Here is a 22,842-nt window from a genome sequence, read left to right as displayed (position 1 = left end):
GCGCGATTGCGACAGTGTTTGTCGCATTGCCGAAAGCCTTGTCAAAACTGGGTTTTGCGCTGTAACAAGTTGTCGCTTGGCCGCAAGGACAGGCGCGGATCAGTCCTTACAATCCCCCCATCGCTCGCCACTTCCAGGCCAGCGTTCCTCTTCAGGAGACTCAGATGTCCGTTGAGCAAGCCCCGGTGCAACGTGCCGATTTCGACCAGGTCATGGTCCCCAACTATTCTCCGGCGGCCTTCATTCCTGTGCGAGGCGAGGGCTCCCGTGTCTGGGACCAGTCGGGTCGCGAATTGATCGATTTTGCCGGTGGCATCGCGGTCAACGCTCTGGGCCACTGCCACCCGGCACTGGTCAAGGCCCTGACCGAGCAGGCCAATACCCTCTGGCACGTATCCAACGTGTTCACCAACGAGCCGGCCCTGCGGCTGGCCCACAAGCTGGTGGACGCCACCTTTGCCGACCGTGCGTTCTTCTGCAACTCCGGCGCTGAGTCCAACGAGGCCGCCTTCAAGCTGGCCCGTCGTGTTGCCCACGACCGCTTCGGCCCGGAAAAGCACGAAATCATCGCCACCGTGAACAGCTTCCACGGCCGTACTTTGTTCACCGTAAGCGTCGGTGGCCAGCCGAAGTACTCCGATGGTTTCGGCCCGAAGATCACCGGCATCAGCCATGTGCCGTACAACGACCTGGAAGCGCTGAAGGCACAGATTTCCGACAAGACCTGCGCCGTGGTGATCGAGCCGATCCAGGGCGAGAGCGGCGTGGTGCCGGCCGACAAGGCCTACCTGGAAGGCGCGCGCAAACTGTGTGACGAACACAACGCCCTGCTGATCTTCGACGAAGTGCAGACCGGCGTTGGCCGTACCGGTTCGCTGTATGCCTACCAGCACTACGGCGTTACCCCGGACATCCTGACCAGCGCCAAGAGCCTGGGCGGCGGTTTCCCGATCGGTGCCATGCTGACCACCACCGAGCTGGCCAAGCACTTGGCTGTCGGCACCCACGGCACCACCTACGGCGGCAACCCGCTGGGCTGCGCCGTCGCCTGCGCGGTGCTGGACGTGGTCAACACCCCGGAAACCCTGGCCGGTATCAAGGCCAAGCATGAGCGCTTCAAGGTCCGCCTGGAGCAGATCGGCCAGAAGTACAACCTGTTCAGCCAGGTGCGTGGCGTTGGCCTGCTGCTGGGCTGCGTGCTGACCGAGGCCTGGAAAGGCAAGGCCAAGGACGTGCTCAACGCCGCCGAGAAAGAAGGCGTGATGGTGCTGCAGGCCGGCCCGGACGTAGTCCGTTTCGCGCCAAGTCTGGTAGTTGAAGACGCCGACATCGACGAAGGCCTGGACCGCTTCGAGCGCGCCGTGGCTACCCTGACCAAGGGCTGATCCGCCCGCGGCCCCTTTGCCGGCCACGGTGCAGGCTCAACCCGAGTCTGCACCGGGCCGGTGATACCCGATTCCAGTGCAGGTGCCAGTGCACCTGCCGTTTTTCCGTGCCGCCGTGAGCGGCCCGATTCCAAAGGAGTGACACCATGCTGGTGATGCGCCCCGCGCAAATGGCTGATCTGAACGAAGTGCAGCGCATGGCTGCAGACAGCCCCATTGGTGTCACCTCGCTGCCGGACGACACCGCTCGCCTGGGCGACAAGATCGCCGCATCCGAGACTTCCTTCGCCGCCGAGGTCAGCTTCAACGGTGAAGAAAGCTACTTCTTCGTGCTCGAGGACAGCGAAACCGGCAAGTTGGCCGGGTGCTCGGCCATCGTCGCTTCGGCCGGCTACTCCGAGCCGTTCTACAGCTTTCGTAACGAGACCTTCGTGCACGCCTCGCGCGAGCTGAAGATCCACAACAAGATCCATGTGCTGTCGCTGTGCCATGACCTGACCGGCAACAGCTTGCTGACCAGCTTCTATGTGCTGCCGGAACTGGTGAACAGTGGCTGGGCCGAGCTCAATTCGCGTGGCCGCCTGCTGTTCATGGCCGCTCACCCGGAGCGTTTCGCCGACTCGGTGGTGACCGAGATCGTCGGCTACAGCGACGAGCAGGGCGAATCGCCGTTCTGGGATGCCATCGGCCGCAACTTCTTCGACCTCAACTACGCCGACGCCGAGCGCCTGTGCGGCCTGAAGAGCCGCACCTTCCTCGCCGAACTGATGCCGCACTACCCGATCTACGTGCCGCTGCTGCCTGACCTGGCTCAGGAAGCCATGGGCCAGGTGCACCCGCGGGCGCAGATTACCTTCGACATCCTCATGCGCGAAGGCTTCGAGACCGAGCACTACATCGACATCTTCGACGGTGGCCCGACCCTGCATGCGCGTACCTCGGGTATCCGCTCGATCGCCCAGAGCCGGGTTGTGCCGGTGAGGCTCGAGGAAGCCCCGGTCAAGGGCGGGCGCCCGTACCTGGTGTGCAACGGCCAGTTGCAGGACTACCGCGCGGTGCTGCTGGACCTGGACTGGGTGCCGGGCAAACCGGTCAGCCTGAGCCCGGCAGCCGCCGAGGCGCTGGGGGTGGGCGAGGGTGCCAGCGTGCGCCTGGTTGCGGTCTGAGGTCTGGCAACAGACGTTTCGGGATTGATGCGTTAGAAGAGTTTCGCGCCGGCCGCCGCCGCCGCAAAAGGAGATAGCATGATCGTTCGTCCTGTACGCAGCAGCGATTTGCCTGCGTTGATCGAATTGGCACGCAGCACCGGTACCACCGGGCTGACCACGCTGCCGGCCAACGAAGAGCGCCTGGGGCATCGCGTTGGCTGGGCGGAGAAGAGCTTCCGCGGCGAAGCCGAGCGTGGAGACACCGACTACCTGTTCGTGCTGGAAAACGACGAAGGCATGGTGGTGGGCATCAGTGCCATCGCCGGTGCCGTCGGCCTGCGCGAGCCCTGGTACAACTATCGGGTCGGCCTGACCGTCAGCGCCTCGCAGGAGCTGAAGATCTACCGCGAAATCCCCACCCTGTTCCTGGCCAACGACCTGACCGGCAACTCCGAGCTGTGCTCGCTGTTCCTGCGCAGCGACTATCGCTCCGGCCTCAACGGCCGCCTGCTGTCGCGGGCGCGCATGCTGTTCATCGCCGAGTTCCCCGAGCTGTTCGGCAAGAAGATCATCGCCGAAATGCGCGGCATGTCCGACGAGCAGGGCCGCTCGCCGTTCTGGGAAAGCCTGGGCCGGCACTTCTTCAAGATGGAGTTCAGCCAGGCCGACTACCTCACCGGCGTGGGCAACAAGTCGTTCATTGCCGAACTGATGCCGAAGTTCCCGCTGTACACCTGCTTCCTGTCCGAGGCGGCGCGCAACGTGATCGGCCGCGTGCACAAGGACACCGAGCCGGCGCTGGCCATGCTCAAGCAGGAAGGCTTCAACTACCAGGGCTACGTCGACATCTTCGACGCCGGCCCCGCCATCGAGTGCGACACCTCCAGGATCCGCGCCGTGCGCGAGAGCCAGACCCTGGTGCTGGCGGTGGGCACGCCGGGCGATGACGCGACGCCTTACATCATCCACAACCGCAAGCGCGACGACTGCCGCATCACGGCCGCACCTGCGCGGCTGGCTGCCGGTACCCTGGTGGTCGACCCCTTGACCGCCAAGCGCCTGCGCATGGGCGCCGGCGACAACGTGCGCGCCGTGCCGCTGTCGGCAAGCCGGGAGGCCCAGTAAATGACCACGCATTACATCGCAGGCAATTGGCAGGTTGGCCAGGGCGAAACCCTGCAGTCGCTCAACCCGGTGACGCAAGCCGTCGTCTGGCAGGGACAGGGCGCTGACGCCAGCCAGGTGGATGCCGCCGTGCAGGCTGCGCGTCAGGCCTTCCCGGCCTGGGCGCAATTGAGCCTGGAGGCGCGTATCGATGTGCTGGAGAAGTTCGCCGCGCAACTGAAAGCGCATGCCGAAGCCATGGCCCAGTGCATCGGCGAGGAAACCGGCAAGCCCCTGTGGGAGTCGGCGACCGAAGTCACCAGCATGATCAACAAGGTCGCGATCTCGGTGCAGAGCTACCGCGAGCGCACCGGCGAAAAGAGCGGCCCGCTGGCCGATGCCACGGCCGTGCTGCGGCACAAGCCCCACGGCGTGGTGGCGGTGTTCGGCCCGTACAACTTCCCTGGTCACCTGCCCAACGGCCATATCGTGCCAGCGCTGCTGGCTGGCAACTGCGTGGTGTTCAAGCCCAGTGAGCTGACGCCCAAGGTGGCCGAACTGACCGTCAATTGCTGGATTGCCGCCGGGTTGCCGGCGGGTGTGCTCAACCTGGTGCAGGGCGCGCGCGAAACGGGTGTGGCACTGGCCGCCAACCCAGGTATCGATGGCTTGTTCTTCACTGGCTCCAGTCGCACCGGCAACCTGCTGCACCAGCAGTTCGCCGGCCGCCCGGACAAGATCCTGGCCCTGGAAATGGGTGGTAACAACCCGCTGGTGGTGGACGAGGTCAAGGACCTCGATGCGGCGGTGTACACCATTATCCAGTCGGCGTTCATTTCCGCCGGCCAGCGCTGCACCTGCGCCCGTCGTCTGCTGGTGCCGCAAGGCGCCTGGGGTGATGCGCTGATCGCGCGCCTGGTCGAGGTGAGCAGATCCATCACGGTCGGGGCGTTCGACCAGCAGCCGGCGCCGTTCATGGGTTCGGTGATCTCGCTGCAGGCGGCGCGGGCGCTGATTGCGGCCCAGGCCGAACTGGTCGCCAAGGGTGCCGTGAAGCTGCTGGAAATGACCCAGCCGCAGGCCGATGCCGCACTGCTGACCCCAGGCATTGTCGATGTCACCGCTGTGGCCGAGCGCCCGGACGAAGAGTTCTTCGGCCCGCTGCTACAGGTGATCCGCTATGCCGACTTCGATGCCGCCATCGATGAGGCCAACAACACCCAGTACGGCCTGGCCGCTGGCTTGCTGTCCGACTCCCACGCCCGTTACCAGTACTTCTGGCTGCGCAGCCGCGCCGGCATCGTCAACTGGAACAAGCAACTGACCGGTGCCGCCAGCAGTGCGCCGTTCGGCGGCGTGGGTGCCAGTGGCAACCACCGCGCCAGCGCCTATTACGCAGCGGACTACTGCGCTTACCCCGTGGCTTCGCTGGAGACCGCCAGCCTTGCCTTGCCGGCAACCTTGACGCCGGGCGTCACCCTATAACAACAGGTCACGGAGCCTAGCCGATGAAATCCTACGAAGTGAATTTTGATGGCCTGGTGGGGCCTACCCACAACTATGGCGGCCTGTCCTACGGCAACGTGGCTTCGCAGAGCAACAGCCAGCAGGGTTCCAACCCGCGCGAAGCCGCGCGCCAGGGCCTGGCAAAGATGAAAGCGCTGGCCGACATGGGCTTCAAGCAGGGCGTGCTGGCGCCGCAGGAGCGCCCGGACGTGGCTGCACTGCGCCGCCTGGGCTTCAGCGGCAGCGATGCCGAAGTGATCCAGCGTGCCGCCAAGGAGGCCATGCCATTGCTGGTGGCCAGTTGCTCGGCTTCGAGCATGTGGGTGGCCAACGCCGCCACGGTCAGCCCCAGTGCCGACACTGCCGATGGCCGCGTGCATTTCACTGCTGCCAACCTCAACTGCAAGTACCACCGCAGCATCGAGCACCCGACCACCAGTCGCGTGCTGGGGGCCATGTTCAGCAACGACAAGCACTTTGCCCACCACGCGGCACTGCCTGCCGTGGCACAGTTCGGTGACGAGGGGGCGGCCAACCACACGCGCTTCTGCCGTACCTATGGCGAGGCCGGCGTGGAGTTCTTCGTCTACGGCCGCAGCGCCTTCGACAGCCGCTACCCGGCGCCGCAGAAGTACCCGGCCCGGCAGACCCTGGAAGCCTCCCAGGCCGTGGCCCGGCTGCATGGCCTGAGCGATGACGGCGTGGTCTACGCTCAACAGAACCCGTCGGTAATCGACCAGGGCGTGTTCCACAACGATGTGATTGCTGTGGGCAACGGCGAGGTGCTGTTCTACCACGAGGACGCCTTCCTCGAGACGGACGCGGTACTTGGCCAACTGCGAGCTAAACTGGCCAGCAAGGGTGGCAACTTCCAGGCCATCTGCGTGCCGCGGGCAGCGGTGACGGTGGAGGACGCGGTGCGTTCCTACCTGTTCAACAGCCAGCTGCTCAGCCGCGACGACGGCTCCATGCTGCTGGTGGTGCCGGAAGAGTGCCGCAACAACGAGCGGGTCTGGGCCTATCTGGGCCAGTTGACCAGCCAGGGCGGCCCGGTGCGGGAGGTGAAAGTGTTCGACCTCAAGCAGAGCATGCAGAACGGCGGTGGGCCGGCTTGCCTGCGTTTGCGCGTGGCGTTGAAGGAAACGGAACTGGCAGCGGTCAACCAAGGCGTTATCATGACCGCCTCGCTGTACGACACCCTGTTGCAGTGGGTCGACAAGCATTACCGCGATCGCCTTGGCGAGGCGGACCTGGCCGACCCGCAATTGCTGGTGGAATGCCGTACGGCACTGGACGAATTGACCCAGATCCTGAAGTTGGGCTCGGTGTATCCGTTCCAACGCCAACCTTGAAGAGAGACTTTGCAATGACCGACGCCCTGCGCCTTATCCTGGAAGATGAAGACGGCACCCAGCTGGAAACTTCCTGCACCCGCTTTGCCGTGGTCTGGCAAGGCAAGGAAGTGTGGATTCAGCAGGATGGTCGTGGCCAGCTGCTGATCGGCGTGGATGTCGAGGAAGACGACACCGAGTACGCCAACCTGCTGCTGCGCCCGATGGCCACCAACCTGGTCAGCCTGCAGCTGGAAATGGAACCGGCGGAGGTCGGCGAAGACGACGATCACGTCCATGGCCCCGATTGCGACCACCACCACTAAGGAAGTACCTATGCTCGCCCTTGGCAAATTGCTTGAGCTGACCCTCACCGATCACGAACCGGCCGAGAAGACCCAAGTGACACCCAAGGGCGCGCGTTTGCGCTGGCTGGGGGAGGGCGCGCTCGAAGTGCGCCCGGCCGAAAACGAGGATTGCGGGCTGGACCTGCTGCTGTCCGCCGGCATCCACGGCAACGAAACGGCGCCGATCGAGTTGCTCGAGCGGCTGTTGCATGGCGTGGCCAACGGCAAGATCAAACCCAAGGCCCGGGTGCTTTTCCTGTTTGGCAACCCCGCAGCGATCCGCAAGGGCGAGCGCTTCATCGAGCAGGACATCAACCGCCTGTTCAACGGCCGCCACGAGCTGTCCAGTGGCTTCGAGGCATTGCGTGCCGCCGAGCTGGAACAGTTCGCCCGGGTGTTCTTCAGCAAGGCGGGGCGCAGCCGCCTGCACTACGACTTGCATACCGCCATCCGCGGCTCGAAGATCGAGCAGTTCGCCTTGTACCCTTATAAAGAGGGGCGCAAGCATTCCCGTCGCGAGCTGGCACGCCTGGCGGCGGCGGGCATGGAGGCGGTGTTGTTGCAGAGCAAGTCTTCCATCACTTTCAGCGCCTTCACCTACGAGCAGTTGGAGGCCGAAGCCTTCACCCTGGAGTTGGGCAAGGCCCGCCCGTTCGGCCAGAACGAGGAGGTCAACCTCGACAAGCTGGAGGAGCGGCTGATCCGCATCATCGAAAACACCGAGCCCGAAGGCGAAGGTTCGCTGGATGGCCTGCAGCTGTTCAGCGTTTCCCGCGAGATCATCAAGCACAGCGACAGCTTCCACCTGCACCTGCCTGCAGACATCGAGAACTTCTCCGAGCTGAGCAAGGGCTACTTGCTGGCCGAGGACCTGGCCGAGACGCGTTGGGTGGTCGAGGAGGAGGGCGCGCGCATCATCTTCCCCAACCCCAAGGTCAAGAATGGCCTCAGGGCGGGGATTCTGATCGTTCCCGACTCCGGCCAGCGATTAGGCTGAGCTGGCCCCGATAGCCTGGGTTCACGGCTGTGTGCGCAGTTCCAGTTGCAACGCCTGACGGAGCCCGTTTTCAGTGAAGGCGGGTGGGTTGGTGTTCAGGGCGGTGCTGCCGCCGAATGTGAACCTGCAATCGGTGGGCAAGCCGATGCTCTGTAGCAGCAGGTTGTCCACCGGATAGGCGCCGTTTTTGCCTTGAACCTCGGTCTGGCCCGGAAAGACGGTGCCTGACATCGAGTTCCAGCCTTGGCACAGGCAACGATACAGGTCGAGTAGTGGCAGTTGCGCTGCGGTCGACCAGCCTGGGTTGTATGCCAGGGTGCCGCCGCTGTAGCCCCAGCTACTCTGGTTTTCGTCGATGATGAAGTGGCCTTCGTCTTCATCTTCTTCGTGGTCGCTGGGTGTATAGGTCGTGAATTGGTGTCTGGCTGCTTCGATCACGCTGATCGGGGCTCCGGACTGCCCGGCCTTTTTATCCAGGGCCGCCAGTAGCGCCTGACCGCAGGGTAGTTTGCGCAGCAGTTCCAGCGCATCCTCTGCCGCTTGGCTGAACTGGTCGCTACCCGTCACTCGCACGCCGATATTGCCCAGGGCCTGATGTTCGGCCATCACGGGCCGGGCCAGTCGTGCATCGTTTTCGGCATTGCGGTAGAGCTCGACCCTGGAGGACTCGCGGCCAAGCAGGCGGTGCCCCGTGACGTTGACAACCGCGTCGCCCTTGTCGATGAGTACCGGGCCGCTACCGACCACAATCTGGTGCGTGCCGGTATGGGCGTCGATGTGGACGATACCTGCGCCGGTCTCGATCCTGTTGCCGGTCCCTATCATGTCGATCAGCACCGTCTTCTTCACCTCCGGGGCTATGACCACGTGGTGATTGCCATCGGTGAGGCGAATGGCAATGGCTTGGGCGGTATGCGCGGGGACCATGAATACCGCATCGTTGATGGTCACTTCCAGCAGGCATTCGCGAGGGGCGATACGTACGCGCTTTTGCTGTTCATTCGCGCGCAGCGCACGCGGGGCCACGTTGAAGACCAGCAGCTCGCTGTTCTGGGTGCTGCGGCGATAGCGCCGCCCCAATGGATAGGCGCGCTCGAGGGTGATTCGCACATTTTCGTCGGCCTGGATGTACTTGACCTCGGTCTGCTGCCGAGGGTTGTCTTCGTTATTGTCGAAGGCGGTTTGCGAGTGGCCGGGTTCCCGGGCGTCGATGTAGTAGATCGGTCTCGGGTTGGCCTGCATGGTGCCGTGGGGTAGCGGATGCGGGTCCGAATGGAGTTTGGATATGTTCAGCTCAGGCATGGAGTGCTCCGGCAGCGAGGGTGGGTCGGCAGGATCCCGTTCCACTGCGCGGGTCAGGTGTTGCTTATGTACCGCATGGGTGGGCCCGCAGGTCTGCTTTTCCGCCCTGGCCGTGCTAATGAACGGCTTTTCATCCGCCGATTGCTGTTCTGGTGTACAAACACACTGTATCTCCCGTTCAGGCTGGATATAATGGCGCCCTTTGCCGTCGTTTCGTCGATTCGACGTATTAGCCCAAACGGCCGCCGTTTCCGTGGAAGAACCTATGAAAAGCGCAGAAATCCGTGAAGCCTTCCTTCGCTTCTTCGAAGAGCAGGGACATACCCGAGTCGCCTCCAGTTCGCTGATCCCGAACAACGACCCGACCCTGCTGTTCACCAATGCCGGCATGAACCAGTTCAAGGACTGCTTCCTCGGTGCGGAGAAGCGTGCCTACACGCGTGCCGTCAGTAGCCAGAAGTGCGTGCGCGCAGGCGGCAAGCACAACGACCTGGAAAACGTCGGTTACACCGCGCGTCACCACACTTTCTTTGAAATGCTGGGCAACTTCAGCTTCGGTGACTACTTCAAGCGCGACGCGATCACTTTCGCCTGGACCTTCCTGACTTCGGAAAAATGGCTGAACCTGCCAAAGGAAAAGCTCTGGGTCACCGTCTACGCCACTGACGACGAAGCCTACGATATCTGGACCAAGGAAGTCGGCGTGCCGGCCGAGCGCATGGTGCGTATCGGCGACAACAAGGGCGCCCCGTACGCTTCCGACAACTTCTGGACCATGGGCGACACCGGCCCATGCGGCCCGTGCACCGAGATCTTCTACGACCACGGCCCGGACATCTGGGGCGGCCCACCCGGCTCGCCGGAAGAAGACGGCGATCGCTACATCGAGATCTGGAACAACGTCTTCATGCAGTTCAACCGTACCGCCGACGGCGTGCTGCACCCGCTGCCAGCGCCGTCGGTGGACACCGGCATGGGCCTGGAGCGCGTCAGCGCCGTGCTGCAGCACGTGCACTCGAACTACGAGATCGACCTGTTCCAGAACCTGCTGTCGGCCGCGGCCAAGGCCATCGGTTGCAGCAATGAGGGCCAGGCCTCGCTGAAAGTGGTCGCCGACCACATCCGTTCGTGCGGCTTCCTGATCGCCGACGGCGTGCTGCCGTCCAACGAAGGCCGTGGCTACGTGCTGCGCCGCATCATTCGCCGCGCCTGCCGCCACGGTAACAAGCTGGGCGCCAAAGGCAGCTTCTTCTACCAGATCGTTGCCGCGCTGGTCGCTGAAATGGGCGAGGCCTTCCCGGAACTAAACAGCCAGCAGGCGCACATCGAGCGCGTGCTCAAGGCTGAAGAAGAACAGTTCGCCAAGACCTTGGAACAGGGCCTGCGCATCCTCGAGCAGGACCTGGCCCAGCTCGAGGGCGACGTGGTGCCGGGCGACGTGGTGTTCAAGCTGTACGACACCTACGGCTTCCCGATGGACCTGACCGCCGACATCGCCCGTGAGCGCGAGCTGACCATCGACGAAGCCGGTTTCGAGCGCGAGATGGACGCCCAGCGTGAACGTGCCCGTTCCGCCAGCGCCTTCGGCATGGACTACAACAGCCTGGTCAAGGTCGACAGCGCCACCGAGTTCCTCGGCTACGAGGCCACCGAAGGCCAGGGCAAGATAATCGCCCTGTACAAGGACGGCCAGGCCGTCGACCAGCTGGGTGAAGGCGAGCAGGGCGTGGTCGTGCTCGACCGCACGCCGTTCTACGCCGAATCCGGTGGCCAGGTGGGCGACACCGGCTACCTGCAGGCTGGCGCTGCGCGCTTCGATGTGCGCGACACCACCAAGACCGGTGGTGCCTTCCTGCACCACGGCGTGGTTGCCAGCGGTGCGCTGGTGATCGGCTCCCCGGTGGAGGCCAAGGTCGATGCCGACGTGCAGCACGCCACCTCGCTGAACCACTCCGCCACCCACCTGCTGCACGAAGCGCTGCGCCAGGTACTGGGCGAACACGTACAGCAGAAAGGCTCGCTGGTCGACAGCCAGCGCCTGCGTTTCGACTTCAGCCACTTCGAGGCGGTGAAACCGGAGCAGATCAAGGCCCTGGAAGACATCGTCAACCGTGAAGTGCGCAAGAACACTGCGGTGGAAACCGAACTGACCGACATCGAAACCGCCAAGGCCAAGGGTGCCATGGCGCTGTTCGGCGAGAAGTACGGCGACACCGTGCGTGTGCTGAGCATGGGCGGCGATTTCTCGGTGGAGCTGTGCGGCGGTATCCACGCCAAGCGCACCGGTGACATCAGCCTGTTCAAGATCATCAGCGAAGGCGGCGTGGCCTCTGGCGTGCGCCGTATCGAAGCGGTCACCGGGGCTGCTGCGCTGGCCTACCTGAACGCTGCCGAAGAGCAGGTCAAGGAAGCCGCGCAGCTGGTGAAGGGTAACCGCGACAACCTGATCGACAAGCTGTCGGCTGTGCTCGAGCGCAACCGCCAGCTGGAGAAGCAGCTGGAACAGCTGCAGGCCAAGGCCGCCAGCGCCGCCGGGGATGATCTCTCCAACGCGGCCGTTGAGGTCAAGGGCGCCAAGGTGCTCGCCGCCCGCCTGGATGGACAGGACGGCAAGGCACTGCTGGCGCTGGTCGATCAGCTGAAGAACAAGCTCGGCCACGCAGTGATCCTGCTGGGCAGCGAGCATGAGGGCAAGGTTGTGCTGGTGGCCGGCGTGACCAAGGACCTCTCCAGCCAACTCAAGGCTGGCGATCTGATGAAACAAGCCGCTGCGGCGGTGGGTGGCAAGGGTGGTGGTCGTCCGGACATGGCTCAGGGTGGCGGCGTCGACGTCGCCGCACTGGACCAGGCCCTGGCGCTGGCCGTGCCATTCGCAGAGCAGGGACTTTGAGATGAGGGGGCCGGCGGTCTAGTGGCCTGTACGGCTAATTCTTGCGCTCAAATTCGAGTGCCAGGGTTTGCCGCGCAAGGCGCCGCGACGAGTCGTAGCCGGGCTACGGCGAGGAGTGGCAACGCAGCGAGGCGAATCCTGGTGCCGAATTTGGGTGCAAGAATTAGCCACACAGGCCACTCCCATCCGGCCTCTTCATGTTGGATTGTTTTTTGGGGCCCTGTATGGGCTGAGGCACCATTGAAATGGCGTTGATCGTACAGAAATTTGGCGGCACCTCTGTCGGTTCCATCGAGCGGATCGAGCAGGTAGCCGATAAGGTCAAGAAACACCGTGAAGCGGGCGACGACCTGGTGGTTGTGCTGTCGGCAATGAGCGGTGAAACCAATCGCCTGATCGACCTGGCCAAGCAGATCACCGATCAGCCGGTTCCGCGTGAACTGGACGTGATCGTGTCGACCGGTGAGCAGGTCACCATTGCCTTGCTGACCATGGCCTTGATCAAGCGCGGTGTGCCAGCGGTGTCCTACACCGGCAACCAGGTGCGCATTCTCACCGACAGCGCACACAACAAGGCGCGCATCCTGCAGATCGACGACCAGAAGATTCGTGCCGACCTCAAGGAAGGCCGCGTGGTCGTGGTAGCAGGCTTCCAGGGCGTAGACGAGCACGGCAGCATCACCACGCTTGGCCGTGGCGGCTCCGACACCACGGGTGTGGCCCTGGCGGCTGCGCTGAAGGCTGACGAGTGCCAGATCTACACCGACGTCGATGGCGTCTACACCACCGACCCGCGTGTTGTGCCGCAGGCCCAGCGCCTGGAGAAGATCACCTTCGAAGAGATGCTGGAAATGGCCAGCCTCGGTTCCAAGGTGCTGCAGATCCGTTCGGTGGAATTCGCCGGCAAGTACAACGTTCCGCTGCGCGTGCTGCACAGCTTCAAGGAGGGTCCGGGTACCCTCATTACCATTGATGAAGAGGAATCCATGGAACAGCCGATCATTTCCGGTATCGCCTTCAACCGTGATGAAGCCAAGCTGACCATTCGCGGCGTGCCGGACACCCCGGGCGTGGCCTTCAAGATCCTCGGCCCGATCAGTGCCTCGAACATCGAGGTCGACATGATCGTGCAGAACGTTGCCCACGATAACACCACCGACTTCACCTTCACCGTGCACCGCAACGAGTACGAGAAGGCGCAGAGCGTGCTGGAAAACACTGCCCGCGAAATCGGTGCCCGTGAAGTGATCGGCGACACCAAGATCGCCAAGGTCTCGATCGTCGGCGTCGGCATGCGTTCGCACGCCGGTGTTGCCAGCCGCATGTTCGAAGCCCTGGCCAAGGAGAGCATCAACATCCAGATGATCTCCACCTCCGAGATCAAGGTTTCGGTCGTGATCGAAGAGAAGTACCTGGAGCTGGCCGTACGCGCGCTGCACACCGCGTTCGAGCTCGACGCCCCGGCACGACAGAGCGAGTAATACGCTGCCTGGAAGGGCGCGGCTTGCCGCGCCCTTCGCGTTTCTGCTCGCCATGCAGGCCCGTCCAGCCCTGTGTGGCGATCAACCAGGCCCAGGTCGTCGTCCACGACCAGGCCGCGACACCCAAGACTGTTACCCCTGAATGTTTTGCGTAAGGAGAAAGCTATGTTGATTCTGACTCGTCGGTGCGCCGAGAGCCTGATCATTGGAGACGGCGAGATCACCGTGACGGTGCTCGGCGTAAAAGGCAACCAGGTGCGTATTGGCGTCAGCGCCCCGAAAGAAGTGGCTGTGCACCGCGAGGAAATCTACCTGCGGATCAAGAAAGAGAAGGACGAGGAGCCAAGCCTTTAATTTTTTTGAAGTTTTTTTCAAAAAAAGGGTTGCAAACGAGGAAGAGCCTGTTTAATATTCGCCTCGTGTTGCGGTGAGGTGGCCGAGTGGCCGAAGGCGCTCCCCTGCTAAGGGAGTATACCTCATAAGGGTATCGGGGGTTCGAATCCCCCCTTCACCGCCATTATTCGCTTAGGGCGCTGTAAACGGTAAGAACGCTAAGTAGTTGATTTTAAACGAAAAAGTTCTTGCAAAAATGTTTCAGCGACCTATAATGCGCGGCAAGACACGGACTCATAGCTCAGCTGGATAGAGTACTCGGCTACGAACCGAGCGGTCGGAGGTTCGAATCCTCCTGAGTCCGCCACTTTTGAAGTGGCTTTGCTTGCAAGGCTGCTTCAATCAACCAGTGGTAATCTGGTCTAAAACTACCATCGCGGACTCATAGCTCAGCTGGATAGAGTACTCGGCTACGAACCGAGCGGTCGCAGGTTCGAATCCTGCTGAGTCCGCCACTTTTTGAAGTGGCTCTGCTTGCAAAGGCACTTCAACCAACCAGTGGTAATCTGGTCTAAAAATACCACCACGGACTCATAGCTCAGCTGGATAGAGTACTCGGCTACGAACCGAGCGGTCGGAGGTTCGAATCCTCCTGAGTCCGCCACACCAAATCAAGAAGCCCGCTCAATTGAGCGGGCTTTTTGTTTTTCTGCGCCAATGAATTGTTGCTGATGTCGATCTAAGCTCTTCTGTAATGATTGTGGTGCAGGTGCCGCGCTCTTCTGTGGGAGCGGCCTTGTGTCGCGATGGGGCGCGCAGCGGCCCCAAAATCGACCAGGCGCCACACTTCTGAAATGAATGTGCTTTCCCACCCATGACAACCGTCGCACTGATAGCTTCGAGCGTTGTCCCAGCTTTATCACGCAAACGATTGTTCTGGCCAAAAATTTTAAGCGATCTGACAGCTTTAGCAGTGTATGATTGCGCCCGTCAGCCCCGCCGGGGCTTGTGGAAAACCACCATGGACTTACCCAGTAGTTACTCGCTAACAAGATTCATACAGAAAGATCTGACCGATTGATTCTCCCGGCGTGCTCCGCTGCTGGGAGTGGAGTTCGCCTATGACTGAAGTAGAAGTAAAAAAAGCGCAGGAAAGCCTGCAGGACCGCCTGGCCCAGGTGGTCGAACTGCTGCAGCGCCAGCGCGTGGTAGAAGACCTGACCCATCGTCAGGAAGGCGCCCACCACGACCTGGTGGAAAACCTGGTCCACCGCCAGAACCTCGTCGAGCTGCAGCGCAAACTCGACGACCTGCACCCCGCCGACATCGCCTACATCCTCGAAGCCTTGCCCCTGGAAGACCGCCTGACGGTCTGGCAGCTGGTGCGCTCGGATCGCGATGGCGACATCCTGCTGGAAGTGTCCGACGCCGTGCGGCAATCGCTGATCGCCGACATGGACGATCACGAGCTGCTCGCCGCCGCCAAGGAAATGGACGCCGACGAGCTGGCGGACCTGGCTCCAGAGCTGCCGCGTGACGTTGTTCACGAGCTGATGGAAACCCTCGATGCCCAGCAACGCGAGCGCGTGCGTTCGGCGCTTAGCTACGACGAGGAGCAGGTTGGTGCGCTGATGGACTTCGAGATGGTCACCATCCGCGAAGACGTCAGCCTGGAAGTGGTGTTGCGCTACCTTCGCCGCCTGAAAGAGCTGCCGAACCACACCGACAAACTCTTCGTGGTCGACTATGACGGCATTCTCAAGGGCGTATTGCCGATCAAGCGCCTGCTGGTCAACGACCCGGAGAAGAAGGTGGCGGAGGTCATGGCGACCGATCCGGTCTCCTTCCACCCCGAGGAGGATGCCTATGATGCGGCGCAGGCCTTCGAGCGTTATGACCTGGTATCTGCGCCAGTTGTGGACAAGAACGAACGCCTGATCGGCCGCTTGACCATCGACGAGATGGTCGACCTGATTCGTGAGGAAAGCGAAAGCGAAGTGCTGAACATGGCCGGTTTGCGCGAGGAAGAAGACATCTTCGCCTCGGTCTGGCGTTCGCTGCGCAACCGCTGGGCCTGGTTGGCCATCAACCTGATTACCGCTTTCGTTGCCTCGCGAGTGATCGGCCTGTTCGAAGGTTCGATCGAGAAACTGGTGGCCCTGGCCGCACTGATGCCGATCGTGGCAGGCATTGGCGGCAACTCCGGTAACCAGACCATCACCATGATCGTGCGCGCCATGGCGCTGGACCAGGTGTCGCCAGGCAACACCAGCCGCCTGATGCGCAAGGAGCTGGCGGTATCGCTGCTCAACGGCCTGATCTGGGGCGGGGTGATCGGTGCGGTGGCGTTCTGGCTGTATGGCAGCTGGTCGTTGGGCCTGGTGATGACTGCGGCGATGACCTTGAACCTGCTGTTGGCGGCCTTGATGGGGGTGTTGATCCCGATGACCCTGACACGCCTGGGGCGCGACCCGGCGATGGGCTCCAGCGTGATGATTACCGCGGTGACCGACAGTGGTGGGTTCTTCATCTTCCTCGGGCTGGCCACAGTGTTTCTGCTGTAACCCGCGGATCGCGTTTCTTGCAGAGACACCACCTGCAAAAAAGCCAGCTTACGCTGGCTTTTTTGTGTTCGGTTGCAAACCTCAGGAGGCGTCGGCAGCCATTTCCACATCGTGAGCGATGAGGGCCACCAGCGCGTTCTGCTGGCGGTGCGACAGTTGGCGGAAGCGTTGCAGCAATTCGCGTTCATGCAGGGACAGTTCGGGGCTGTCCAGGCGCATGCTCAAATCGTCACCCAGCGCACCTTCCTGGATAAGGCTCTGTTCCAGGCGCGCGATGATTTCGGAGTTCATGCTGCGGTGATGGTTGCGCGCTACCTCGGCAATGCGCTCACGCATCCCGTCGGGCAGGCGGACGACGAACTTGTCAGCGGTGCGGCTCGAATAAATAGCCTGTTTCATTGGGCGCATATAAATTGACCGGATTTTGGTTCAGGGGAAGCGGTTCTCAAATTGGCCGCACGGGGTGGTAGTACGACCGTGGCGACGACGAAATGTTCAACCGTCTGTGAAAAATGGATGCTCATCTTGCCTCATGGTCGCCGTTTCCTTGGCGTCAATTCTGTGACAAATAGTGAGCCGGATAAAGGCTTTGTGCCAGTACCAATTATCAGAAATGAGTACTGGTTTGAAAAGTTTTACATCCACCGGCTTGCCCAATCGTCAGACTTTTGCCGTCAAAAACTGGTAAAACGCAGCAAAAGGCTGGGAAAGTCCCTAGAATGTGCGGGTTTTCCTCCATAGAGCATAGTGGCTATGCAACATGACGCAAGCGACCGCCAATCAGGCACAGGCCGGTTGATATATCTGGTAGGACCGTCGGGTTCCGGGAAAGATTCCCTGATTGACGCTTCCCGTGAGCGGCTTTCAACCGCCGGGGTGGAAATCGCTCGTCGCGTCATTACCCGTTCGGCTGAAGCCAAGGGTGAAGCCGCCCATGGCGTAACGGCCGAACAGTTCGAAGCAATGCGCGCGCAGGGCGCGTTCGCCATGCATTGGCGCGCCAATGGGTTGGATTACGGCATTCCATTGCAGGTGGATCAGTGGCTGGCGGCGGGCAGGTCGGTGCTGGTGAATGGTTCGCGGGCTTATCTCGCCGAGGCGCGCCGGCGCTACCCGAACCTGTTGGCAGTGCTGGTGGAGGTCAGGCACGGAGTGCTGCGCGAGCGCCTGTTGGCCCGCGGCCGGGAAAGCGCAGAGGAAATTGAGCAGCGCCTGGCACGTAATGCACGCTTGCAGGCGCTGGCAGATCCGTCGCTGCATGTGCTGGACAACTCCACCACCCTGGAAACCGCAGTCGCGGCATTGTTCACGCTGCTGCATGATGAAGGTGTGCTGGCGCAGGTGTAGCATTGGCAGAAAAGGATTACGCGAAAAAGCCCGCTTGAGGCATGACAAACGCCAGCATGCTGGTTAACATGCTGGCCGTCCCGCTATGCAGCGTTCGCTGCCGGCACTTGCGTCTCAGTAGCTCAATTGGATAGAGCATCCCCCTCCTAAGGGGAAGGTTGGCAGTTCGAACCTGCCCTGGGACGCCATATTTCTCAAGGCTCGTGGCGATTTCAGGATTTTTTCATTATGCACCCTGGGTGCAGGATGGGTGTAATCAGTGTTTTTTCTACCGATGCTACCCCTATCGAATGCTTTACTAGGATCACCCTGATAGCCACTTCGGTGCGGGGGAACAATGGATCTGAAGGTGGAAAATGCAGGAATTCCTGAGCAATAACTGGCTATCGATATTCTCCATCGTTATCGGTTTTTTCGTTGCCTACATTTTCTATCGATTGCAAAAAAAGGATTCCGCGTCTGCATCTGCCGAGCGAAAAAAGCATGCAAATGCGGAGCTCATCGATGTAGTCGAAAGCTACATTATCAACAAGCAAGAAATTTCGCGGAGTGTTATTAACAATCTGATAGACGCATCTGAGCGCTTTCATTCGGTTGTGCTGCGCCCGAACTGCACAGCGATCACGTTGCTCCAGGATGTGGCCTTGAGATTGCAGAGAAGTAGGCATCTCGACATACCGCAGAAGTCCGAGTACTCGGTGAAAATTGACGCGCTAATCCGGCAAGTAAAAATGGAAATGACGCCTCTGACGTGGGAAACAATGACTTCAGATGCTAAGGCCATTATTGAAGAGGTAGTTTCTCTGGTTCCGGAGGAAAAACGTCCGGAGGTTGAGGAAAAACTGGGTGTTTTAGCGTCGCTTAGTGAGCTTGTGAGCAATCACGGCGAACTCATAAAGCTAGTTGGCGAAAACTCAAAATTGAGTTGGTTTACCGCTGCCTTGGCCGGCGTTACTGCTGCGCTGCTTGCGTCGGCTGTCGGCAGGAAGGTGTTTGCCACGTTAGAAGAACCTACTTTTTTCATTGTCGCCAAGTCAGGCACTCTTTTTGTCTGGATTTCGGCTCTACTAATTCTCGGGGGGGTGGCGGTATATTTTCTTCGTGACAAGAAAAAAGCCGAAGTACCGGCGGGTGAAAATTAGAGGTTACCCCGTATACGCAGACTGTGGTGGTTGAGCAGTCAGCGTGTCTGGCCGTTGCTCGGATGCCTAGGCCGGCGTTCAGCAACTCCCTCACCCGCTTGTGTACTTCCTCGTCCACTGGGCTGTTTCCCCTCGGCCAGTTCTGGGTCACATCAGCCGCCGCACTGATTGCCCTGCGCTCGTGGCCGGTTTGTTGCCGGCCTGTAGCCCGGGGTTCGGCTGGCCTGGCAACTTCCCTGTCGCGTATCGGTGCCGCCATCGGCACCTACCTGGTGCCCATGTCGCTGGAGTCGCTCGGCATTGCCAACACCATGATCGTGGCGTTTGGCATTTCGATGGTCGGGCTGCTCTGCACCTGGCTGATGGCGCCGGAGACACGCTCGCTGGACCTGGCCAAGGCCAGCGCAGTCTGATACTGCAAGCAGTCGCCGAGCTGACGCTGGCCGTGTAAGAGCGGCCTTGTGTCGCGAAAGGGCTGCGCAGCAGCCCCGGCCATATCAGCTGTGAAGCCAAAATCCTGGGGCCGCCTTGCGGCCCTTTCGCGACACAAGGCCGCTCCTACAGGGGCCGCGTAGAGCAGGAATATCAGTTTACCGGCCAAGCGCTGACGCACCACGAAGTACCCCGCCACGTTCCGCCTTGAAGCTGCGTATTCCTACATCCCCAGATGCTTCAAGGCCCACAGCACTCCCATGCCTACAATTAGCGTCAGCATCGTGCTGCGCGTACGCCACGCCACCAGCGCGGCAAGTATCGCCGCTGGTATCTGTGGGTTCATCCAGTCGAACCCCGCCTGCCGGTCCGGGAATACCACGGCCGGCAGTACCAATGCGGCCAACACGCTGGCTGGCACATACGCCAGGGCGCGGCGAAACAGTGGGGGGATGCGCAATGCCGTGTGCAACTCGATGAACGACAGGCGGATGGCGAAGGTGCCCAGGCCGATAAGAATGAAGGTCATCCACTGGGTCGTTTCGCTCATGATGCTTCCTGCTCGGTATTGGTTTCTGCCGCAGTTTGCTGTTTTTGCCAGTTCTCGATGGCAAGCCCGGCGATGATGCCGCCCAGCGCGCCAGCCAGCAGGCCGAGGTTGTAGGGCAGGTCGACGGCCAGTACGGCGAGCACACCGCCGGTCAGCGCTGCGCCAAGCGTGGCTGCATTGCGAATGCCAGGTATCAACAGGGCCAGGAACGACAGGGGGATGGCAAAGCCGAGCGACCAGTCTTCAGGGATGCTCGCGCCCAGGTACATGCCCGCCAGCACCGAGAGGTTCCAGCCGAAGAACATGGTGATTGCCGTACCGGCATAGTAGGGGTAGGCATACTGTCCCAGCCCGCCCGTGCCCATCTTCAGCATGCACAGGGCGAAGGACTGGTCCGACAGCATGTACGCCATCGGCCACTTGCGGCGGCGGGGCAACTGGCCCAGGTGCGGGGCCAGGCTGGCGCTGTACATCAGGAAGCGCAGGTTGATCACCAGCGCGGTGACTACCATGGTCACCGGCAGGGCGGCGCTTTGCATCAACTGCATCACCACCATCTGCGCCGAACCGGAGTAGAACAGCAAGGTCATGCCGATGGCATCGGTTGGCGACAGGCCCATGCCGATCGCCGTGACCCCGGTGATCAGGCCGAAGGGCACGATGCCGGAGGTCAATGGCAGGGCGCTGCGGGCACCTTGCCTGAACGCTTGGGGCGCGCTTGGATACGGCATTTGAAATCCTTGAAAGTGTGCAGGCGGTACAGGGGCGGCACGTTAATGCGCGCGACAGTTGGCCACAACGCCAGATTTCTGGAATAGTAGGCCTAAAAAAAATAGGCCTGAAACCGTGTACCTCGATACTTCTACCCGGCACTCGCTGCAGCTCAATGCCTTGCGTGCCTTCGAAGCGTCAGCCCGCCTGGGCGGTTTCGCCCGTGCTGCACTCGAACTGAAGGTGACACCGGGGGCCATCGCCGCCCTGGTCAAGACCCTGGAGAACGAATACGGCGCGGCCTTGTTCGAGCGCCATGCCAAAGGCGTACGGCTGACGCCCTTGGGCCAAAGCGTGAAAGGCCAGTTCACCGAGGCATTCGACGCCGTGGAAGCCGCTGCGCGCGCACTGCGCCGCCTGGCGGCACCACAGCGGGTGCATATCGTCACATCGCCTGCTCTGGCGCAGTTGTGGATCGGGCCACGCTTGCCGGAACTGACGCGCTTGCTGGCACCCATCGAGATCTCGGTGACTGCGGTGGATGAGCCGCCCAACCTGAAGCGCAGCCCGTTCGATCTGTGCCTGTTCTACACCGAAAAGCCCGAGCGCTGGCAACGCAGGATAGCCACGGAAGAAATCCTGCCCGTGTGCGTGCCGGCCCTGGCCACCAGCATCACCAAGCCCGAGGATCTTGCCGACGCCCGTTGCATCGCCGACGTGGGCTGGAACGACTGGGCGGTGTGGACGGGGGCGGTGATGCCCGGGCACAAGTTCGTTGCCCGTGGGCCGGGTTTTTCCCTGTACTCGATCGCCCTGCAGCAAGCCTTGCTGGCTGCAGGGGTGCTGATAGGGCGCAGAAGCCTGGTGCAGCGCTACCTGGACAGCGGTGAACTGGTCGCCCCCATCGACCGCGCTGTGCCACTGGGTGTGACCATCGCCGCATGGCGGCTGCCGGGTGCCAAGGGCAACCAGGTGGTTGCCGCGGTGGAGGAGGCGCTGTTGCATCTGGCTTGAGCGTCCTCGATCCATGCCTGCTCTCACAGCGCCGCAAAAACAGGGCGTCGGGGCTATTCTGTTCGGGTGCGCCAGCCGTCAGGGAGAGCGTCAATGAGTCAGGAAACCCGGCCGGTACCTGCCGGCTTCAGTGCGCAGCAGTTGCGTACGTTGTTCGATCTTATCAGCGATGGTATCTGGGACTGGAATGCCAATACCGGCTACGTCTATCGCAACCCGGGCTGGTACGCCATGCTTGGCTACCCCAGCCACTCCATGGCCAACTCGGTGCTCACGTGGGAAAGCGTGATCCACCCGGAGGACTACCCACGGGTGATGGCGCATTTCGAGGCGTACATCAACCAGCGTAACGAGCACTATCTGGTCGAATACCGCTGCCGTTGCCAGGATGGCAGCTATCTGTGGATAGAAGACAGCGGTTACATCATCGCCCATAACGAGGACGGCTCGGTGGCGCGCATGCTTGGTGCCCACCGCAACATTGACGCCAACAAGCGCCTGGTGGCACAACTGCAGCAGAGGAACCAGTCGCTGGAAAGCCAGGTGGCCGAACGCACTCGCGAGCTGTCCTGGGTGAACCAGCAGTTGCAGCGGCAGTTGGACGAAAACCGCGAACTGGCCGAGCGTGATGCGTTGACCCGCATTGCCAACCGCTATCGGCTGGAGAAGGCGCTGCAACTCGAGTGCGAGCGTGCCCAGCGCTTTCGCCAGCCGTTGTCGCTGATAGCCATGGACCTGGACGACTTCAAGCCGATCAATGACCGCTATGGCCATGCCCATGGCGATGCGGCGCTGTTGCGGGTGGTCGACGTCCTGCGTGCCTGCCTGCGGGAGCAGGACCTGCTGGCGCGCTGGGGTGGGGACGAGTTCGTCATCGTATTGCCGCAGGCCTCGCTGGGCGAGGCGCTGGAGGTGGCTGCACGCTTGCGCCAGGCGATGGCGCAGATAGAGCCGGTGGGCGATTGCCGGCTGACCATGAGCTACGGTGTGGTGCAATGGGAGGAAGGGGAGGACCAGCATGCACTGCTGGCGCGTGCCGACAAGGCGCTGTACCGGGCCAAGGGGAACGGCAAGAACGCCATAGCCGAGTAGCTTGTGCCGGCCTCTTCGCGGGTAAACCCGCTCCCACAGGTGCGCCACTGCTCTCACGGGCAGTGATGTCCCTGTGGGAGCGGGTTTACCCGCGAAGAGGCCGGCACTGACTCGCCCATGAAAAAAGACCCGCAACGCCTGGGGCGCTGCGGGCCAAATCGGCCTC

General features: G+C 61.8%; 20 protein-coding genes, 5 tRNA genes and 1 pseudogene. 21 read left to right on the top strand and 5 right to left on the bottom strand.

From position 1 onward, the window contains the following. The first annotated feature begins 164 nt into the window (after positions 1–164). From E5221_RS20255 to astE, 7 genes are all read left to right on the top strand, one after another. Positions 165–1,385 carry an aspartate aminotransferase family protein gene (locus E5221_RS20255; RefSeq protein ID WP_013973653.1) on the top strand — a complete coding sequence of 407 codons (1,221 nt, stop codon included), beginning with the start codon at positions 165–167 and terminating at the stop codon, positions 1,383–1,385. Between the two features lie 146 nt (positions 1,386–1,531). After that, positions 1,532–2,551 (top strand): arginine/ornithine succinyltransferase subunit alpha, encoded by a 1,020-nt coding sequence (aruF, locus tag E5221_RS20250; RefSeq protein WP_013973652.1) that lies wholly within the window; start codon positions 1,532–1,534, stop codon positions 2,549–2,551. 78 nt (positions 2,552–2,629) lie between these two features. Continuing rightward, on the top strand, positions 2,630–3,658 hold the full coding sequence (gene astA, locus E5221_RS20245) for an arginine N-succinyltransferase (protein ID WP_013973651.1): 1,029 nt from the start codon (positions 2,630–2,632) through the stop codon (positions 3,656–3,658). Beyond that, a complete protein-coding gene (gene astD / locus E5221_RS20240; RefSeq protein ID WP_024087500.1) occupies positions 3,659–5,122 on the top strand; it encodes a succinylglutamate-semialdehyde dehydrogenase in 1,464 nt (487 codons plus the stop codon). A gap of 23 nt (positions 5,123–5,145) precedes the next feature. After that, positions 5,146–6,495, top strand: a complete 1,350-nt coding sequence (astB, locus tag E5221_RS20235) for an N-succinylarginine dihydrolase (RefSeq protein WP_061551275.1) — start codon at positions 5,146–5,148, stop codon at positions 6,493–6,495. Between the two features lie 14 nt (positions 6,496–6,509). Then, positions 6,510–6,800, top strand: coding sequence for a hypothetical protein (locus E5221_RS20230; protein ID WP_061551274.1), 291 nt, complete (start codon positions 6,510–6,512; stop codon positions 6,798–6,800). A gap of 10 nt (positions 6,801–6,810) precedes the next feature. Beyond that, positions 6,811–7,818, top strand: coding sequence for a succinylglutamate desuccinylase (gene astE, locus E5221_RS20225; protein ID WP_039612612.1), 1,008 nt, complete (start codon positions 6,811–6,813; stop codon positions 7,816–7,818). Positions 7,819–7,839: 21 nt separating this feature from the next. Here the strand turns inward: astE and E5221_RS20220 are convergent, their stop codons facing one another. Next, positions 7,840–9,120, bottom strand: a complete 1,281-nt coding sequence (locus E5221_RS20220) for a M91 family zinc metallopeptidase (RefSeq protein WP_247846317.1) — start codon at positions 9,118–9,120, stop codon at positions 7,840–7,842. A gap of 265 nt (positions 9,121–9,385) precedes the next feature. On the opposite strand from E5221_RS20220, the gene alaS reads away from it, so the two are divergent. From alaS to mgtE, 8 genes are all read left to right on the top strand, one after another. After that, complete coding sequence (gene alaS, locus E5221_RS20215; RefSeq protein ID WP_015271263.1) at positions 9,386–12,010, top strand: alanine--tRNA ligase; 2,625 nt, start codon at positions 9,386–9,388, stop codon at positions 12,008–12,010. A 245-nt stretch (positions 12,011–12,255) separates the two neighbouring features. Next, entirely contained in the window at positions 12,256–13,491 is a 1,236-nt protein-coding gene (locus E5221_RS20210) for an aspartate kinase (RefSeq protein ID WP_013973645.1), read from the top strand. A gap of 165 nt (positions 13,492–13,656) precedes the next feature. Next, the gene (gene csrA, locus E5221_RS20205) at positions 13,657–13,845 is read left to right on the top strand and encodes a carbon storage regulator CsrA (protein ID WP_003254503.1); all 189 of its coding nucleotides are present in this window, start codon (positions 13,657–13,659) and stop codon (positions 13,843–13,845) included. 72 nt (positions 13,846–13,917) lie between these two features. Next, positions 13,918–14,008: transfer RNA gene (locus E5221_RS20200), tRNA-Ser, on the top strand. Positions 14,009–14,114: 106 nt separating this feature from the next. Continuing rightward, a tRNA-Arg gene (locus E5221_RS20195) sits at positions 14,115–14,191 on the top strand. Between the two features lie 71 nt (positions 14,192–14,262). Next, a tRNA-Arg gene (locus tag E5221_RS20190) sits at positions 14,263–14,339 on the top strand. 72 nt (positions 14,340–14,411) lie between these two features. Continuing rightward, positions 14,412–14,488: transfer RNA gene (locus E5221_RS20185), tRNA-Arg, on the top strand. A gap of 457 nt (positions 14,489–14,945) precedes the next feature. Further along, positions 14,946–16,388: a magnesium transporter gene (gene mgtE / locus E5221_RS20180; protein ID WP_015271262.1), complete on the top strand. Its 1,443-nt coding sequence runs from the start codon at positions 14,946–14,948 to the stop codon at positions 16,386–16,388. A gap of 81 nt (positions 16,389–16,469) precedes the next feature. Here mgtE and E5221_RS20175 read toward each other — a convergent pair whose 3' ends face one another. Next, the gene (locus E5221_RS20175; RefSeq protein ID WP_015271261.1) at positions 16,470–16,796 is read right to left on the bottom strand and encodes an Arc family DNA-binding protein; all 327 of its coding nucleotides are present in this window, start codon (positions 16,794–16,796) and stop codon (positions 16,470–16,472) included. Between the two features lie 345 nt (positions 16,797–17,141). Here E5221_RS20175 and phnN point away from each other — a divergent pair, with 345 nt between their 5' ends. From phnN to E5221_RS20160, 3 genes are all read left to right on the top strand, one after another. Next, entirely contained in the window at positions 17,142–17,735 is a 594-nt protein-coding gene (phnN, locus tag E5221_RS20170) for a phosphonate metabolism protein/1,5-bisphosphokinase (PRPP-forming) PhnN (protein WP_247846316.1), read from the top strand. Positions 17,736–17,846: 111 nt separating this feature from the next. After that, a tRNA-Arg gene (locus E5221_RS20165) sits at positions 17,847–17,923 on the top strand. Between the two features lie 168 nt (positions 17,924–18,091). Beyond that, positions 18,092–18,877 (top strand): hypothetical protein, encoded by a 786-nt coding sequence (locus E5221_RS20160; protein ID WP_061551271.1) that lies wholly within the window; start codon positions 18,092–18,094, stop codon positions 18,875–18,877. Positions 18,878–18,896: 19 nt separating this feature from the next. Here the strand turns inward: E5221_RS20160 and E5221_RS20155 are convergent. After that, positions 18,897–18,998, bottom strand: a pseudogene (locus E5221_RS20155) (serine recombinase); the annotation flags it as partial. A 157-nt stretch (positions 18,999–19,155) separates the two neighbouring features. Between E5221_RS20155 and E5221_RS20150 the strand changes: the two are divergent. After that, the gene (locus tag E5221_RS20150) at positions 19,156–19,290 is read left to right on the top strand and encodes a hypothetical protein (protein ID WP_311133369.1); all 135 of its coding nucleotides are present in this window, start codon (positions 19,156–19,158) and stop codon (positions 19,288–19,290) included. Positions 19,291–19,532: 242 nt separating this feature from the next. Here the strand turns inward: E5221_RS20150 and E5221_RS20145 are convergent, their stop codons facing one another. Then, positions 19,533–19,859 (bottom strand): AzlD domain-containing protein, encoded by a 327-nt coding sequence (locus E5221_RS20145; RefSeq protein ID WP_003257245.1) that lies wholly within the window; start codon positions 19,857–19,859, stop codon positions 19,533–19,535. Further along, positions 19,856–20,590 (bottom strand): AzlC family ABC transporter permease, encoded by a 735-nt coding sequence (locus E5221_RS20140; protein WP_247846315.1) that lies wholly within the window; start codon positions 20,588–20,590, stop codon positions 19,856–19,858. The genes E5221_RS20145 and E5221_RS20140 overlap by 4 nt, the downstream gene beginning before the upstream one ends. A gap of 115 nt (positions 20,591–20,705) precedes the next feature. Here E5221_RS20140 and E5221_RS20135 point away from each other — a divergent pair, with 115 nt between their 5' ends. Beyond that, entirely contained in the window at positions 20,706–21,584 is an 879-nt protein-coding gene (locus tag E5221_RS20135; protein WP_123083748.1) for a LysR family transcriptional regulator, read from the top strand. Positions 21,585–21,677: 93 nt separating this feature from the next. Next, positions 21,678–22,676, top strand: coding sequence for a diguanylate cyclase (locus tag E5221_RS20130; protein WP_061551267.1), 999 nt, complete (start codon positions 21,678–21,680; stop codon positions 22,674–22,676). Positions 22,677–22,842 lie beyond the last annotated feature (166 nt).

The organism is Pseudomonas sp. A2, assembly GCF_023100865.1.
Classification (GTDB): Bacteria; Pseudomonadota; Gammaproteobacteria; order Pseudomonadales; family Pseudomonadaceae; genus Aquipseudomonas; species Aquipseudomonas asiatica.
The sequence above is the reverse complement of the archived record's forward strand: the minus strand, read 5'-3'. Positions and strand labels throughout refer to the sequence as shown.